Source organism: Campylobacterota bacterium (assembly GCA_020633995.1).
GTDB lineage: Bacteria > Babelota > Babeliae > Babelales > RVW-14 > JACKCO01.
The window spans coordinates 126,731-141,507 of sequence record JACKCO010000004.1; the positions used below are offsets into that span (position 1 = coordinate 126,731).

At 40.0% G+C, this 14,777-nt stretch carries 19 protein-coding genes; 18 read left to right on the top strand and 1 reads right to left on the bottom strand.

Translation table 11 applies throughout. The features are described from left to right. Positions 1–7 precede the first annotated feature (7 nt). From rplE to rplQ, 16 genes are all read left to right on the top strand, one after another. Positions 8–556 carry a 50S ribosomal protein L5 gene (gene rplE / locus H6679_03695; GenBank protein ID MCB9493352.1) on the top strand — a complete coding sequence of 183 codons (549 nt, stop codon included), beginning with the start codon at positions 8–10 and terminating at the stop codon, positions 554–556. A 6-nt stretch (positions 557–562) separates the two neighbouring features. Continuing rightward, positions 563–748: a type Z 30S ribosomal protein S14 gene (locus tag H6679_03700; protein MCB9493353.1), complete on the top strand. Its 186-nt coding sequence runs from the start codon at positions 563–565 to the stop codon at positions 746–748. Positions 749–775: 27 nt separating this feature from the next. Further along, positions 776–1,168, top strand: a complete 393-nt coding sequence (rpsH, locus tag H6679_03705) for a 30S ribosomal protein S8 (GenBank protein ID MCB9493354.1) — start codon at positions 776–778, stop codon at positions 1,166–1,168. Between the two features lie 10 nt (positions 1,169–1,178). Further along, on the top strand, positions 1,179–1,715 hold the full coding sequence (rplF, locus tag H6679_03710) for a 50S ribosomal protein L6 (GenBank protein MCB9493355.1): 537 nt from the start codon (positions 1,179–1,181) through the stop codon (positions 1,713–1,715). 37 nt (positions 1,716–1,752) lie between these two features. Next, positions 1,753–2,109, top strand: a complete 357-nt coding sequence (locus tag H6679_03715; GenBank protein MCB9493356.1) for a 50S ribosomal protein L18 — start codon at positions 1,753–1,755, stop codon at positions 2,107–2,109. Between the two features lie 55 nt (positions 2,110–2,164). Beyond that, on the top strand, positions 2,165–2,719 hold the full coding sequence (gene rpsE, locus H6679_03720; GenBank protein MCB9493357.1) for a 30S ribosomal protein S5: 555 nt from the start codon (positions 2,165–2,167) through the stop codon (positions 2,717–2,719). After that, positions 2,706–3,176, top strand: a complete 471-nt coding sequence (gene rplO, locus H6679_03725; protein ID MCB9493358.1) for a 50S ribosomal protein L15 — start codon at positions 2,706–2,708, stop codon at positions 3,174–3,176. The genes rpsE and rplO overlap by 14 nt, the downstream gene beginning before the upstream one ends. Next, positions 3,163–4,479 carry a preprotein translocase subunit SecY gene (gene secY / locus H6679_03730; protein MCB9493359.1) on the top strand — a complete coding sequence of 439 codons (1,317 nt, stop codon included), beginning with the start codon at positions 3,163–3,165 and terminating at the stop codon, positions 4,477–4,479. Before rplO ends, secY begins: the two co-directional genes overlap by 14 nt. A 10-nt stretch (positions 4,480–4,489) precedes the next feature. Beyond that, positions 4,490–5,245, top strand: a complete 756-nt coding sequence (gene map, locus H6679_03735; GenBank protein ID MCB9493360.1) for a type I methionyl aminopeptidase — start codon at positions 4,490–4,492, stop codon at positions 5,243–5,245. A gap of 24 nt (positions 5,246–5,269) precedes the next feature. Beyond that, positions 5,270–5,497, top strand: a complete 228-nt coding sequence (gene infA, locus H6679_03740) for a translation initiation factor IF-1 (protein ID MCB9493361.1) — start codon at positions 5,270–5,272, stop codon at positions 5,495–5,497. 48 nt (positions 5,498–5,545) lie between these two features. Next, positions 5,546–5,662, top strand: a complete 117-nt coding sequence (gene rpmJ / locus H6679_03745; GenBank protein ID MCB9493362.1) for a 50S ribosomal protein L36 — start codon at positions 5,546–5,548, stop codon at positions 5,660–5,662. A 61-nt stretch (positions 5,663–5,723) separates the two neighbouring features. Then, a complete protein-coding gene (rpsM, locus tag H6679_03750) occupies positions 5,724–6,113 on the top strand; it encodes a 30S ribosomal protein S13 (GenBank protein MCB9493363.1) in 390 nt (129 codons plus the stop codon). A 31-nt stretch (positions 6,114–6,144) separates the two neighbouring features. Then, complete coding sequence (rpsK, locus tag H6679_03755) at positions 6,145–6,528, top strand: 30S ribosomal protein S11 (GenBank protein MCB9493364.1); 384 nt, start codon at positions 6,145–6,147, stop codon at positions 6,526–6,528. A gap of 40 nt (positions 6,529–6,568) precedes the next feature. Continuing rightward, positions 6,569–7,195 carry a 30S ribosomal protein S4 gene (rpsD, locus tag H6679_03760; protein MCB9493365.1) on the top strand — a complete coding sequence of 209 codons (627 nt, stop codon included), beginning with the start codon at positions 6,569–6,571 and terminating at the stop codon, positions 7,193–7,195. A 23-nt stretch (positions 7,196–7,218) separates the two neighbouring features. Then, positions 7,219–8,268, top strand: a complete 1,050-nt coding sequence (locus tag H6679_03765; GenBank protein ID MCB9493366.1) for a DNA-directed RNA polymerase subunit alpha — start codon at positions 7,219–7,221, stop codon at positions 8,266–8,268. Further along, a complete protein-coding gene (gene rplQ / locus H6679_03770; protein ID MCB9493367.1) occupies positions 8,265–8,624 on the top strand; it encodes a 50S ribosomal protein L17 in 360 nt (119 codons plus the stop codon). The genes H6679_03765 and rplQ overlap by 4 nt, the downstream gene beginning before the upstream one ends. Before the next feature lie 86 nt (positions 8,625–8,710). Here rplQ and H6679_03775 read toward each other — a convergent pair whose 3' ends face one another. After that, complete coding sequence (locus H6679_03775) at positions 8,711–9,181, bottom strand: hypothetical protein (GenBank protein MCB9493368.1); 471 nt, start codon at positions 9,179–9,181, stop codon at positions 8,711–8,713. A gap of 282 nt (positions 9,182–9,463) precedes the next feature. On the opposite strand from H6679_03775, the gene H6679_03780 reads away from it, so the two are divergent. Next, positions 9,464–10,432, top strand: a complete 969-nt coding sequence (locus H6679_03780; protein ID MCB9493369.1) for an L-lactate dehydrogenase — start codon at positions 9,464–9,466, stop codon at positions 10,430–10,432. Between the two features lie 193 nt (positions 10,433–10,625). Beyond that, entirely contained in the window at positions 10,626–14,756 is a 4,131-nt protein-coding gene (locus H6679_03785; GenBank protein MCB9493370.1) for a hypothetical protein, read from the top strand. Positions 14,757–14,777: the final 21 nt, after the last annotated feature.

Sequence of the window (14,777 nt, forward strand, 5' to 3'; positions counted from 1 at the left end):
GTAAATTATGAAATCACGCTTGGAAGAACTTTATAGAAGCACTATTTGTCCTGCCCTTGTAAAAGACCTTAAGCTGAAGAATGTTATGCAGGCTCCTGTGATTACAAAAATAGTCGTTAATATCGGCTTGAAGGATGCGGTAACTGACAGTAAGGTTATTGATGCCACAAAAGATATTTTAGAGAAAATAACATGTCAGGCTGCGGTCAAAACAAGTGCGAGAAAGTCTATTGCCGGGTTTAAGTTGCGTCAAGGTGTTCCAATTGGTCTAAAGGTGACGCTGCGTAAATCGAAAATGTACCACTTTCTAGATAAGATTATCAATGTTGTTTTACCTTCGGTACGTGATTTTCAGGGGGTAGGTATTAAATTTGATGGTACTGGAAACTATAATCTTGGACTGAAAGATTGGATGGTTTTCCCTGAAGTAGATTATGATAAAGTTGATAAAAGTCGTGGTATGAATATTACAATTCACACAACAGCGATGTCTGATGATCATGCTCATGTTCTTTTAAGTAAGTTTAATGTTCCTTTTAAGAGAACAGAGAGGTAGAAGGTTATGGCAAAAAAAGCGTTGATTGAGAAATCCAAGAGAGAGCCCAAGTATAAAGTTCGCGCTAGAAATCGTTGTTCATTGTGTGGTAGGCCGCGTGGTTTCATGCGTCTTTTTGGGTTGTGCAGAATTTGTTTTAGAAAATACGCGTTAGAAGGCCTATTGCCTGGTGTAAGAAAAGCGAGCTGGTAAGGCTACATAAATTGTGGAGACTTTATAATGTCGGTTGATTCTATTGGTGATTTTTTGACAATAATTCGCAACGGTATTAGCGTTGCAAAGCGTTCAGTAGTTATACCTTTTTCTAGTTTGAAGCATGAAATTGCTCGTGTTCTTAAGGACGAAGGATACATCACTGATTTTCAGGTAGTTCAAGAAGAGCAAAAAAAGAACTTACTTGTTCGTTTAAAGTATGTTGATGGCGAGTCGGTTATACATGAAATTAAAAGAGTTAGTACTCCCGGCAGACGACGCTATGAATGTGTCGCGGAAATTGAGCAAGTAATTGGTGGTTTGGGTATTTCTATTCTTACCACGAGTAAAGGTGTAATAACTGACAGACAGGCCAAAAAGTTAAACGTTGGCGGCGAAGTTATTTGTCATATCTGGTAAGGAACGTCATATGTCAAAGATTGGAAAGAAACCTATAGCTATTTCAACCGCTAAAGTTGAGGTTGATGGGAACAGGCTCAAGATTACTGGTGGAAAAATAACGTTTGACCACGAACTTCCGGAAGGCATGAATGCTGTTCTTGAAGATGGTAAATTAAATATTGGAATTGCTAATAATACCCGTGAAAATAGAATGCTTTGGGGGCTTCATAGAATGCTTGTTGCAAACAAAGTACAAGGGGTAGAAAAAGGTTTCGAGCAAAAGTTTAATATAGTGGGACTTGGTTATAAGGCACAGGTAAGTGGTAGTCAGATGATTTTTTCCCTCGGCTATACACATAAAATTAATTTTGACTTACCAGAAGGTGTAACCGCTGAAGTTGACAAGACTGGTCAGAAGCTTGTGTTTCGCTCTCATGATAAATTTTTGCTTGGTAATGTCTGCAGCAAAGTAAGATCTTTTAGACCGCCTGAGCCATATAAAGGGACAGGTATTATTAAAGAAGGCGAAGTTATTTTACGTAAAGCTGGAAAGACAAAGGCATAAGTAGGATTTAATAATTAACTTTTTAAGAGGTGCTTTTGTGAGCCTGCAAAAAAATATTAAGAAAAGAAAAATTAAAAGAAGTTTTCGCGTAAGAAATAAGCAAGTAAGTCGTGGTAAAAAGTTGCGTGTTAGTGTCTTTAAAAGTTTGAGTAATATTTATGCTCAAATTATTGATGATAGCCAGCACAAGACGCTTGCAAGTTTTTCGTCCTTGCAACTAGCTAAAAAAGATGGTGATAAAAAATCACAAGCAAAACAAGTTGGCCTAGAGCTTGGCAAAGTAGCTGTAGACAAAGATATCAAAGATGTTTTCTTTGATCGTGGTTGTTACTTGTATCATGGAAGAATGCAAGCGCTCGCTGATGGGCTTCGTGAAGCAGGTCTAAGTTTTTAGCATAGTTTTTTAATGCTTTTACTAAAATTATAAGAAAGTTCCTGGGATTATATTTATGGCAGAAGAAAGAAATAAAAAGTCTCAAGTAGCAGCTACTAAGCAAGCGGCTCAACAAGAAGAGTATGCCGAGTCGGTATTGAACATTCGTCGTGTTGCAAAAGTAATTAAAGGTGGAAGAAGATTTGCCTTTTCAGCCCTTGTTGTGGTTGGGGATAAAAAGGGAAGAGTTGGCATTGCTCTCGGAAAAGGAAGAGAGGTTTCCTCTGCGATTTCAAAGGCATTACGTCGAGCAAAGAAAACGATGTTTGTTATTCCTCTTTATAAAACAACTATTCCTTACACAATTCTTGGTAGGCATGGATCAAGCTCTGTTTTGCTAAGATCAGCGGCGAAGGGTACCGGACTTATTGCTGGTGGTGCCGTACGTTCTGTTATGGAAGCTCTGGGGGTTAGAGATGTACTTGCAAAGTCATTGGGTTCATCAAATCCTCATAATGTTGCTAAAGCAACAATAGATGCCCTGAGTAAGTTAAAGTCAGCGCAACATTTCATGAAATTACGTGGTAAAAACATAAAAGAAATATTTGAGGATAAGAATGTTTCAGCTTAATAAATTGGAAAAAACTACCACAAAAAGAAAACGCGTTGGTCGCGGTGGTGATAAGGGAAGATATTCCGGTAGAGGTAAAGAGGGACAGCGTGCTCGTGCTGGTGGTAAGTCGGAGTTGAGGCCATTCTTTGAAGGTGGTCAGATGCCGTTGATTAGGCGTTTGCCATGCCGTGGTTTTGTTAATCAATTTAAGACAGAGTATGAAGTAATTGGTTTACGTGATCTCGAGCGTAAGTTTGATGCAGGCGAATGCGTTAATCGTCAGACATTGAAAGAAAAGGGGTTGATTAAACGTAAAAAAGTTCTTCCAGTTAAAGTGCTTTCAACTGGCACATTGAGTAAGCAATTAACCGTTCAAGTAGACGCAATTAGCGAATCAGCGAAAGCTGCTATTGAACAAGTTGGCGGCAAGGTAGAATTGATCAAGGAGATGAGCAGTGGTGGTGCTTCTGCATAATTTAAAAAACATTTTTTTTGTAGCAGAACTCCGTAAGAAATTAGCATTTACATTTGCTATTTTTGGGGTTTTTCGCTTTGGTGCACATGTACCAATTCCAGGGATTGATGTAGTTGCTTTAAATAATTTATTTAGTAGCGGCTTTAAAAGTGGTTTCTTAACCTATATGGATATGTTTTCAGGTGGTGCTTTGAGTAAGTTTGCCATCTTTGCATTGGGTATAGGTCCATACATCACAGCTTCTATTATGATGCAGATTTTGACGATAGCGGTCCCTTCTCTTGAGATGTTATCTAAGGAGGGGGAATATGGTCGTCGCATTATTAATCAGTATACTCGCTATTTAACAGTTTTGGTGAGTTTTTTACAGGCATTTAGTGCTGTTTTTCTTATAGAAAGAAATCCTGGAATTGTTGTTAGCCCTGGCTGGGCATTTAGATTGACTGCAGTGCTTATTTTGACTGTGGGGTCTTTATTTGTTATGTGGCTTGGCGAACAGGTGAATACACATGGACTGGGTAATGGCAGTTCGATGATTATTTTTGCAGGTATTGTAGCGTCTTTGCCTGGTGCAATTCTCAAGATTATTGAGAATGTTCGGTTAGGACAGACGGATTTGCTGCTTGTCGGATTATTAATTTTAATTTCCCTAGCGGTGGTTTCGTGCATTATCTTTTTAGAAAAAGGTGAGCGTCGAGTTCCAATTCAATATGCTCGTAGAATTGTGGGCCAAAAGGTCTACGGCGGTCAGAGTTCGTATATTCCCCTCAAGCTTAATCCTACAGGAGTGGTGCCAGTTATTTTTGCAGGTGCCATGCTTTCAATGCCCGCAACAGTGGTGAGTTTGTTTGCTATGAAATGGCCGTATCTGAACCGCATTGTTAATGAGTGGTTTTTGGGTGATCGGCTGATTTATAATACGCTTCTTGCTGGATTAATTATGTTTTTTGTTTACTTTTATGCTTCGATTATTTTTAATCCGGTCGAACTTGCAGATAACTTGAGAAAGTCAGGAGGGTTTGTTTTAGGGATTAGACCAGGAAAGCGAACAGCTGAGTATTTTGATTTTCTGTTAACTCGTATTATTTTTGCGGGTGGTCTGTATATTGGATTTTTGGCTGTAGCGCCGAGTATATTGAAAAGTATTTTTGCATTTCCAGTTATGTTTAGCGGTGTTAGCCTGTTGATTGTAATTGGTGTAGCGCTTGATACATCTGCTCAGATAGAAACTCACCTAATAGAACGTAAATATGAAGGCTTTTTAGGGGCAGGTCGTCGTCTTAAAGGTCGATACGTAAGGTAATAATAGATACATGAGCGGAATAATCATAAAGAATAAACATACTATAGAAAAGATGCGCATTGGAGGGAAACTTCTTGCTCAGATCATGCATGAAATGCATGGCGAAGTTGTGGAGGGGGTGAGTACATTTCACTTGGATGCGCTTATTGAATCGAAGATGAGACAGGTTGGTTTAAAACCTGTTTGTAAGGGATATGCTGGATATAAATTTGCAACTTGTATTTCTTTGAATGATGTTGTTGTTCATGGTGTTCCCTCAAAAGAAATTATTTTAAAATCTGGTGATTTTGTTAAAATAGATGTGGTGGGTTCATATAAAAATTATTGTGTTGATATGGCACGATACTTTTTTGTGGGTGAAGTTGCTCAAATCACTGAAAAATTGGCACGCAGTGCCCAGAAGGCTTTAGATTTGGCAATTTCCAAAGCTACCGTTGGGAATCGTCTCTCCGATATTTCTTCATGTGTACAGGAAACTGTTGAAAAAGACGGTTTTGGTGTCGTAAGAGATTTTGCAGGACATGGCATAGGCAAAAGTATTCATGAAGCTCCAGATGTTCCAAACTATGGATCCCCTGGGCAGGGGCCGGTTTTGCGTGAGGGCATGGTGCTTGCCATAGAGCCTATGATTACACAACATAGTTATGAAGTTAAAGTTATGCCTGATGGATGGACAGCAAAGACTGTAGATGGTGGTCTTGCTGCCCATGTGGAAGATACTGTTGTCATTACAGAGCAGGGTCCTGAAGTATTAACAAGGCTGTAGTTTGGAAAGAGACATTGAGTGAGTATGAAAAAGAAAGAAGAATCTATATTGATGGACGGCATAGTTGAAAAGGCTTTGCCAAATGCGATGTTTCAGGTGAAAATGCTTGACAGTGATCATGCTGTACTTGCGCATGTTTCTGGTAAAATGCGTATGCACTACATAAAGCTTTTGCCTGGGGATAAAGTGGCTGTTGAGCTATCTCCATATGATTTGACCAAGGGTAGGATTGTTTCTCGCTATAGACATTAAGTGAGTGCAAAAAAGTAAAATTTAAGAATATTGGATAGGTTTTAAGACATGAAAGTACAAACATCAGTAAAAAGAATATGCAAAGATTGTAAAATTATTAAGCGTTCTGGTGTAGTTCGTGTTCTTTGTAAGAAGAACCCAAGACATAAGCAGCGTCAGGGATAAAGTATTTAAGAATTTATAAAATCCTAGCTTTGGATTTTTGATTTGTTTTAATGAGGTACGAATGGCTCGAATAGAAGGTGTGTTATTACCTACAGAGAAGCGTGTAGAAACTGCTTTGACATATTTATATGGCATCGGTTTGCAAACGTCTAAAGATCTTTTACGTGAGACGAAAATTAATCCAGACATACGCGTAAAGGACTTATCACATGAGCAGGTTGCTGCTATTCAAAGGTACATAAATCAAAGCTGCAAGGTTGAGGGTGAGCTTCGTAAGGAGATCACATTGAGCATCAAACGCTTGCAAGAAATTGGTTCATATCGAGGATGGAGACACAAGAGAAGCCTACCAGCTCGAGGTCAGCGTACTAAAACAAATGCTCGTACGCGTAAAGGTCCTAGAAAGCCTCACAATGTTGTACCGAATAAAAAAGCTGTATCTAAGAAATAGTTAAGTTAGTAAGTGACAAGGATGACGATTAATGGCGTACAAAAAAAGTAAGAAACGTCAGCATAAAAATGTTGATTCAGCGATAGCACATGTAAGATCAACATTCAACAATACGTTGGTTGCTGTGACGACGTTAGATGGAGATGTTTTGGTGCGTGGTAGCGCTGGGCAGATGGGTTATAAAGGTACACGTAAGGGAACTCCTTTTGCTGCTAACCAGATTGGAACAAAGCTTGCTAAAGAATTAATGACAATAGGCGTTAAGACTATAGAAGTGAACTTACAAGGTCCTGGTTCTGGGCGAGACTCTGTAGTAAGGGCATTTCAATCAGCAGGATTAGGCGTTACAACACTGAGAGATGTTACTCCATTGCCTCATAATGGTACGCGTCCTTGTAAAAAACGTAGAGTTTAAAAAACGAGCTTTGAATTAGTAGCGAAGATAAGGAATTTGTATGTCAGCATGTAACAAATGTAGACAAGCAGGAGAAAAGCTTTACCTAAAAGGTTCAAAGTGTCGCACTCCTAAATGTGTTATTGAAAATCGTCCCGTACAGCCTGGTCAGCATGGGAAAAAAATTGGAACAAAAAAAATGTCTGAGTATGGTAAGCAATTACTAGAAAAGCAAAAAGTGAAACTGATGTATGATGTTAAAGAACGTCAGTTCCGTCGGTTTTTTGAGAATGCTTCTCGCCAATCTGGTGTAACTGGTGATAACTTGCTGAGTATTCTTGAGCGTCGCCTGGACAACGTTTTGTTCCGTCTTAAAATGGCAGTTTCTCGAGCTCAAGCCCGTCAAATGGTTGTACATGGGCACATTACCGTCAATGGAAAACGTGTTGATAGACCATCTTACTTAGTTTCTCAGAATGATGCTATTGGGCTTTGCGAGAGCGTTTTGAAAAGCAAAGTATTCGTTGAAAATGTTGTTGATAAGCGTTTGAATTCTGGTATTAAGGTTCCTGAGTGGCTTGAGCTACAAAAGCAAGAACGTAAGGGACTTGTTCTGCGTTTGCCGGTTAGATCAGATATCACAGCGCCAATTGAAGAACACTTGATTGTTGAATTGTATTCTAAATAATAGCTGGTGTTAGGTAGAGAACGATGAATTATAGGCCGTTAATACTTCCAAAATTAAGTTGGAATGTTGATACATTGTCAGAGAGATACGGAGAGTTAATAGTTAAGCCGCTTGGTCCTGGTTTTGGAATTACTCTGGGAAATGCATTGCGACGTGTCATGTTATCTTCGATAGAAGGTTCAGCCGTTACATCTGTTATTATTAAGGGCGTGAATAACGAGTTTTCATCGCTCAAAGGCGTGATGGAAGATACATTACACTTAATTTTGAATATTAAGGGCATTGTTATCAAGAATACGACGGGCTTGCCAGGAAAAATGCAGCTAAAGGTAAAAGGCGAAGGCATTGCTCGTGGAAGTGACATTATCTGTGATGAGCACTTAGAGGTCATCAATAAAGACCTTGTGCTTGCTCATTTAGCAGTTGATGGTGAATTGGAGATAGAGTTTTTTGTGGAAGCTGGTAGGGGGTATAAGACTGCACAGTGGCCACAGGGTGAGTCTTTACAAGAAGATTCACGAATTTATCTTGATGCAATGTTTTGCCCAGTTAAGCGTGTTGAATACCATGTTGAGAAAACGCGTGTGGGGCAAGAAATTGATTATGATAAACTTATCATAAGCATTCACACCAATGGTGCTGTAAAGCCTGAAGATGTTGTTCACTATGGGACCTCTGTTTTGAGAACTCAATTAGAACATTTCTTGACGGTTAAAGAAATTGCATTTAATGAAATTTCAAAAGCAAGCGAAGAGAATGCTGAAAGTGAAGGCGTTAGAGAAGGGGAAAGTCCAACCAAGGGGTTGCCGGTTGACCTGTTCTTAAAGCCAATAAATGATCTTGAATTTTCTGTTCGAGCTCACAATTGTTTAATTGGGGCTGGTATCAAGCGTGTTTATGATTTGGTAAATCTTACAGAAGACGAAATTCTTAAGATCAAAAACTTTGGCCGTAAGTCGCTGAGAGAAGTAAAAGAAATACTTTCTGCATTTGGGCTTCATTTGGGAATGAATGTCAAAGAATTGGATCTTAAAAAAGCCATTAAAGAACAGGAAGGTAATATCAAATCATGAGTCACCATCAAGCTGGAAAAAGAAAATTAAATTTAAAGTCCTCTCATCGTAGAGCTTTTATGCGTAATCAGGTTATTCACCTTATTAACTATGGTGTCTTGCAAACAACCAAGCCACGTGTTAAGGCTGTTCAGCAAATGGCTGAGAAGATTGTAACCATTGCTCGTAAAGGGAATGACTTTAACACAATTCGTCGAGTAAGGCAGTTGCTTCCTTATGATCAAAAAGCGGTTCAGAAGCTTATTAAAGAAATAGCTCCTCGCTATGTTGATAGACCCGGCGGGTATACTCGGACAATACCATTAGGGCGACGAATGAGCGATACTGCTCCTATTGCGCGCCTTGAATGGGTGTAATATGAGATAGATTAAAAAAATTAAAAACCCCCGTAGAAAATACGGGGGTTTTTAATTGCTGCGTTCTATGTGAAAGAAAAAAAAGTTTATAAGTTGTCCCACACACCTGCAAAGCGTTTCTTCAATGCATTGCAGCCGCTTTCAAGCGACTCTTTTGCCTGTGTAACATACTCCACTATTTTTGTATCAATGTCTGGATTACTTGTAAGAAAGTCTTGCCACTCTTGGCAGGCGGACTCAGCGTTTTGTTTATAGCTAGATAACAAAGCAATCAGTTTTTCTGTCGGCTCTTGTGCAAAAGACATTCCTCTCATTTCTCGTGCTATGTCCACGAGTAAATCTGAGCATGATCTCATTTTTTCATTTAAATTGTGTTCTTTGATGTACGAGTAGTAGGCGAGTTGAGCATCGGACGGAAGCCCTTTCTTGTCGCCCTTTTTAACACTTGTTTTCTTTGGTTTTGGGTTTTTTTCACCCTTTGCAGCCAAAATATTGGATGGGGTTAGTAGTGTGACGAGCGCAAAAAAACAGCAAGAAGTTAGTAGGCTTTTTTTCATTGTTTCTCCTTGTTTCCTTTTTAGTGAAATGGATATAACTCAATTGTATTAGGTTGTACAAAAAAAGTTTTGGAAGGCAAGAGAAAAAAACACAATGTATTTTTTAGTTTTAAAAATAGCATTCTCAATTTGTTTGTTATAGTCGTATTGGGGACATGTTGGGGTCATTTTTTTAGCAAACATAATTAAATGTTGCAATTGTTTGAATGACTTGAGTACTCTTATACTCGTGTGACAAGCATTTAAAAAAAATAATTAAGACGTGCAAGTGTTATAAATACAATGGATGAGACGGTTAGAGGGTGTAAAGTTTTTCAGTCAGGATGTAAGGTTGCAATAGTCGGAGCAGGCTTTGTGGGCAGTACTGCAGCATATGCTCTGATGATTGGGGGCACCGTTTCAGAAATTGTCTTGATTGATGTTGAAAAACAAAAAGCTCAAGGACACGCTCTTGATTTACAGCATTGTATGCAATTTACCAAGTCTGTTTCAATTTGTGCTGGTAGTTCTTATGAACTCATAAAGGACGCGAGCATTGTTATCGTCGCCGCAGGCGTTGCCCAAGCACCGGGTCAGAGTCGTTCAGCGCTACTTGAGCAAAATGTATCTATATTCAAAGATGTTATTCCTAAGATTGTCGCGCATAACAAAGATTGTATTTTGTTAATTGTGACAAATCCGCTTGATGTATTGACCTATGTTGCTCATAAACTTTCTGGGTTTGATGCATGTCGTGTGTTTGGAACAGGTACGGTCCTTGACTCAGCTCGTCTTCGTTATTCATTGGGTGAGCATTTTAATGTGAGTCCCAAAGATGTTATAGCCTATGTTTTGGGTGAGCATGGCGATTCTGAGTTTGTTTGGGAAAGTGCAGCAAATATTGCAGGAATTGGCTTGCATCAGTTTGAGGGCTACCAACCAGCGCTAATGAAAAAAATTTATGATCATACAAAACGTGCAGCCTATGAGGTTATTGAAGCAAAGGGGGCTACGTATTATGCGATTGCATTGGTGATTGCAAAGATTGTTAGAGCTCTCTTGCTTGACCAGTTGCGTGTATTTACCGTGTCAACGTTAATCAATAATGTTTATGGGCAGTCGGGTGTTTGTTTGAGTGTTCCAACTATTATCCGCGCTGGAGGTGTTTGCCAGCAGCTGCCTTTGCAGTTGAGCCAAAATGAGCAAGTATTGTTTTCTAAGTCGGCTCAAAAGATAAGGGAAGGAATTGAGCAAGCAATGAAGTTATTATAATAGTGAAGCGTGTATTGATTGGGAGTTTGAGAAATATTGATGAAAAAAATATTCAATATCTTTACAAAAAGTTTTTAGGTTACTAGAATCGAACATAAAATAATGCTACATGGTAAAAAAATTAGATGTGGTATGGGCCTCATCTAGATTCAAAAAGTGAGAGAGGTACAAGTCTGTGAGAGGAAGGAGAGCAATGAGGAACATTCTTCGCTTGTCAACATTTCTATCTGTGCTTTTTATTGTTGGGTTGGGTCAGTCGCTTTTTTCAAATATAACCTTTGGTAGTCGTGAGTCTGCCATTAAGGTTCAATCGGGTACTACATTTAATATTTCATCTGACAATTTGTGCGTTGACGGTACTATTGATGCTGCTAACGATGCAAGTATTACAGGCAAGGAATTTGCTTTCAAAGATGGTCGTTTGCGCAATAAGAATGTTGAACTCTGCATGACCGCACTGTATGATCCAACAGGAACAGACATCATAACGCTTCCCGGCAAGGCTCACTGTGACGTAACACCTGGCACCGTGATTCAGGCAATGGTAGTTGAAGGTGTTGATAATGAGCTCGAGGGACAGCCTCGTTTTAGTGGGCCGATTACTCTTGCCAACGACAAAACAGAGCTTTCAATCGGTATTCAAAACAAACTGAATAATGATATTGAGCTTAATGGCGGTAAATTGATTTTAATTGATAACCTTGGCCTTGTTGATGATGTTAAAATCAATGGTCCTGGTATTGTTGACTTAAATCAGCGTCAACTTTCACTTGGTAGCGTATATACCACACCGTGGGGAGGAGAACTATTTTTTGATAATGCAACTGACCTCGTGCTAACGGGTAACACGGTACTGACAGGGACCTGGACATTTACAGGTAAAACCGTTCTTAATGGTAACGGCTCAGTGCTTGATATGTCCGGTGGAGGTAAAATTATTGTTAAAGCTGGTGCAACGTTGTGCATGAACGACATTCACGTTACTGGTCTTGCAGATGCAGCTGGCAAAGGCATGATTGTATTTGAAGACAAAACAAGTCAGCTTCGTATAGCGAATGCATCGTTCAAACTTGATGGTGATATGAGCTGGACCACCGGCGGCATGTATGTTGTTGGGCCTGCAACATTGATGCTTGGCAACTATGACTGGACTTTTGATACCATGGCTTCACTCACCGTAGACGGTGTACCATTGTGGCTTGATACGCTGTGTGCTGATTGCGCAGTTGGGTCAGGTCAATTGTTTGTTAATCTCCCATTGTTTGCAAATGGCTTATGGCAGCCAGATAATGTTACTGCAAATATTGCGGCCGGATACCTTTCATTAATTGATTGCGCAACAATTAAAGATACCATCAGCAAAGAGGAAGCCCGCTTTGACCAAAGTCTGTGCGAGTTGCTTAGTGGTTGCTTGACTGACAGTCTTAAGCTCAACTGTGGGATCTGTCTTTGTTCACATGATACCATTAGAATTTGTGGGGATGTTGAAATTGACGGTCAAGGTAATGAGCTTTGCTTCCTATGTGGTGCAGACAATGCACAGCTTATTGTTGAAGCAGGTAACACGCTCACACTTAAAAATATTGCATTAAACAACATTGGCCAAAATACCCTTGATATTCGCGATGGTGCATTGCTTAACATCGACGAAGATGTTTCATTTTGCCTGTGCGAAAACGTTACCTTCTCACAAGGTGCTATTCAGGTACTTAACTCGGCGGCTGGTTCAAACATTTTCACTATTAAAGGTGACAAGTGCAAACGAGTTTTTGATGTACGCCCACTTGTGCCATTGCTTCCATCAGGCGTTGCAAACCAATTGCTTTTCTTGGGCACTAACACCCTCAAGCTTGAAAATGCTGGTATTGGTGGCTTTGCATCAATAAGCCATATTAATGGTCCGGTCATTGTTGGTGCCATTGCGCTTTCATGCCAAGCATGCGCATTTATTGATGTCGATACAGGTATGAACTTCTTTATTGAAGATGGCCGCAACGAAATGATTTTTGAGCAAGATGGTTTGATTATGTCTGGTAACATTTCATTTGGTGACTTCCCAGATAATGAATTGTCAATGCGCTTCTTGCTTATTGATCCAATTGATCCAAACAACCCTCGCCGTGTTGGCGTAAAACCGGGTAACCCATTTGTAGAGTTTACTGGTGATCCTGGAGTATTTGTGTTCTCACTTGACGGTCGTGCTCATCTGATTTTTGAAGACTTTTCAGTAACGACACGCCTTAGCAATGCAAATGGTATTGTGGTTGATGACAACTCGCTGCTTACAGCCAAGAAACTTGAAATTCTTGATAATCCAATTAAACAAGCATCTGGATTGTTCAGATTTGAAGCGATTGAAATAGCTGGTGCAAAAATTGACCCATCATTTGTTCGTAGCCCAGTAAGTGTGAGAAGTGCACTCAGATCAGAAGGTATCAAGTTAACAGCGCTGCACATTGCTCGTCAAAAAGAAAAAGAGCAGTTCTTAGCTTCACAGGCAGCAGCGATTGCAGCACTTGAACAAAATGGTGGACGTCCAAATAAACCAAACAAGCCAAGCAATAATAATAAACCGCAAAAACCAGCGACAGCTAAACCATTAGCACCACGTCAAGATAAGCCAGAAGCGCCGGGCTCTCGTCCAGAGCAGCCTCCACGTCCACCACAAAAGCCTGATCGCCCAGAAGCTCCGGGTCGCCCAGATCGTCCAAGTTCATCAGACAATGACCGTCCATCACGACCTACTCAAGTTCAAAACGGTGGAGGTAGTTCATCAAATGGACGTCGCCGTCGTAGTGAGCGTAGCTTGAATGATACAACTCGCGCAATGGGAATCCCAAGTCAGTGGGCAAGGAAACGTGGAGATCTTGAAGATCCAGAGGATTTCTTCGTACCAGAAATATTTGACGAAATTATTGAAGGTAACCAAGGTGGTACTCTTCTTCTTAATCCTGCTGAAAATGAACCGCTTAAAGGTGCTCTTGATGTGAGAAATAATGCTCGTATTGAGGAAGCATATACAGATCCCGACCAACCGTTTCATGTAGTTTTGAGTAATGAGTCAGAGTTAGAGCAAAGTAATTCTGGAGATATTGATCTCGAGCCTACACAGATAATCAGTGTGATCGGTAAACAGAATGTGGTAGAAGTTTGCCGTGACTTCAGAGTTAACCAGGGTAACTTGCTTCTCTCTGGTGATGCGGAATGTATTATTCGCTTTGCAAATAACGGAACACATAAACCTCGCTTTATTTTCTCTGCAGGTATGACACAAAACATAGGAGAGCAAGGCAAACTGATTTTTGAAGGTGATGGGTATGTTGTTTGCGAGGATGGTGTAACATTCCAGTTCCTTGGACAACCTGAGATTAACCCTGAAACAGGTAGAGCGCAAACCGAAGCTCGTCCATCTATAATCATCAGAGATGATGCTAAGTTTGTTCCAGCGGCAAAGAACGCCAAAATTGCTATTCAAGGTGTGGGTAATGTTAGCGTTGAAGATCGTGCAATGATCAAATTTGATAAGGCAGGTAGCAAACTACGTTTGGGTTCTTCAACCGAAAAAGTTGATGACGTTGACTCAAACAAGCTCAATGACATTATGTTGAATTTGATTGATGGTGTTGTTTGGGTTGAATCAGATGATTCATCAAATCGAGCATGTATTAGCCTTGAGTACGGAACATTTGATATCAATGGTACTGATGGTGGCCGCTTGTTAGTTGGTGACTATGGTACCTTTGCTATAAACGGAGACTGCAACGAAACGTTGAAACAGGGTCGCTTCAATTCATTTGATCTTGGTTGTGGTGGACAGTTGAATATCCGTCAAAATGGCTTGCTGCTTATTGGTGCCAGCAAAGAAGATCCTAAGCAAAAACTAACTGGCAAAACCTGCTATGACTTTGAGTTCAGTGGTCAAGTACAAGGTTCAGGTTTAGTTGGTTATCTGCCTGCTCCGTTCTCAGGTACTCCGGGTAAAGAACAAAGTATTCACAAGGGTGGTTTACTCGGTCGCCTCATTGGTCTTAACGAGATGTTTGTTCGTCGTATAAAAGAAGCAGATAAACTTTCAAGTGAAAGTATTGTCAGAAACTTGGTACAAAGTCGTCCAGGCCTGTCTGTCTCAACGGTATTTGTTGATGAAGACGGTGCTGTAATGTTGAGAACAAAGAATGGTACAACTGTTCCACTTGTTAATCCTGCAAACAATAACCCAATTACATTGGTATCAGACAGTTCAACAACCGGACAAGCAACTGGAACGGATGGCTTTAATGCGGTGACGATTGACATTAATGGCAATATTAAAGTTAATGACTAAGCTTTTAAAAAATAAGGAGAG

Excerpts from the sequence above, each read along its gene's own strand:
- rplE (MCB9493352.1), top strand. The coding sequence starts at position 8 with ATGAAATCACGCTTGGAAGAACTTTATAGAAGCACTATTTGTCCTGCC.
- H6679_03700 (MCB9493353.1), top strand. The coding sequence starts at position 563 with ATGGCAAAAAAAGCGTTGATTGAGAAATCCAAGAGAGAGCCCAAGTAT.
- rpsH (MCB9493354.1), top strand. The coding sequence starts at position 776 with ATGTCGGTTGATTCTATTGGTGATTTTTTGACAATAATTCGCAACGGT.
- rplF (MCB9493355.1), top strand. The coding sequence starts at position 1,179 with ATGTCAAAGATTGGAAAGAAACCTATAGCTATTTCAACCGCTAAAGTT.
- rpsE (MCB9493357.1), top strand. The coding sequence starts at position 2,165 with ATGGCAGAAGAAAGAAATAAAAAGTCTCAAGTAGCAGCTACTAAGCAA.
- rplO (MCB9493358.1), top strand. The coding sequence starts at position 2,706 with ATGTTTCAGCTTAATAAATTGGAAAAAACTACCACAAAAAGAAAACGC.
- map (MCB9493360.1), top strand. The coding sequence starts at position 4,490 with ATGAGCGGAATAATCATAAAGAATAAACATACTATAGAAAAGATGCGC.
- infA (MCB9493361.1), top strand. The coding sequence starts at position 5,270 with ATGAAAAAGAAAGAAGAATCTATATTGATGGACGGCATAGTTGAAAAG.
- rpmJ (MCB9493362.1), top strand. The coding sequence starts at position 5,546 with ATGAAAGTACAAACATCAGTAAAAAGAATATGCAAAGATTGTAAAATT.
- rpsM (MCB9493363.1), top strand. The coding sequence starts at position 5,724 with ATGGCTCGAATAGAAGGTGTGTTATTACCTACAGAGAAGCGTGTAGAA.
- rpsK (MCB9493364.1), top strand. The coding sequence starts at position 6,145 with ATGGCGTACAAAAAAAGTAAGAAACGTCAGCATAAAAATGTTGATTCA.
- rpsD (MCB9493365.1), top strand. The coding sequence starts at position 6,569 with ATGTCAGCATGTAACAAATGTAGACAAGCAGGAGAAAAGCTTTACCTA.
- H6679_03765 (MCB9493366.1), top strand. The coding sequence starts at position 7,219 with ATGAATTATAGGCCGTTAATACTTCCAAAATTAAGTTGGAATGTTGAT.
- rplQ (MCB9493367.1), top strand. The coding sequence starts at position 8,265 with ATGAGTCACCATCAAGCTGGAAAAAGAAAATTAAATTTAAAGTCCTCT.
- H6679_03775 (MCB9493368.1), bottom strand. The coding sequence starts at position 9,181 with ATGAAAAAAAGCCTACTAACTTCTTGCTGTTTTTTTGCGCTCGTCACA.
- H6679_03780 (MCB9493369.1), top strand. The coding sequence starts at position 9,464 with ATGGATGAGACGGTTAGAGGGTGTAAAGTTTTTCAGTCAGGATGTAAG.
- H6679_03785 (MCB9493370.1), top strand. The coding sequence starts at position 10,626 with ATGAGGAACATTCTTCGCTTGTCAACATTTCTATCTGTGCTTTTTATT.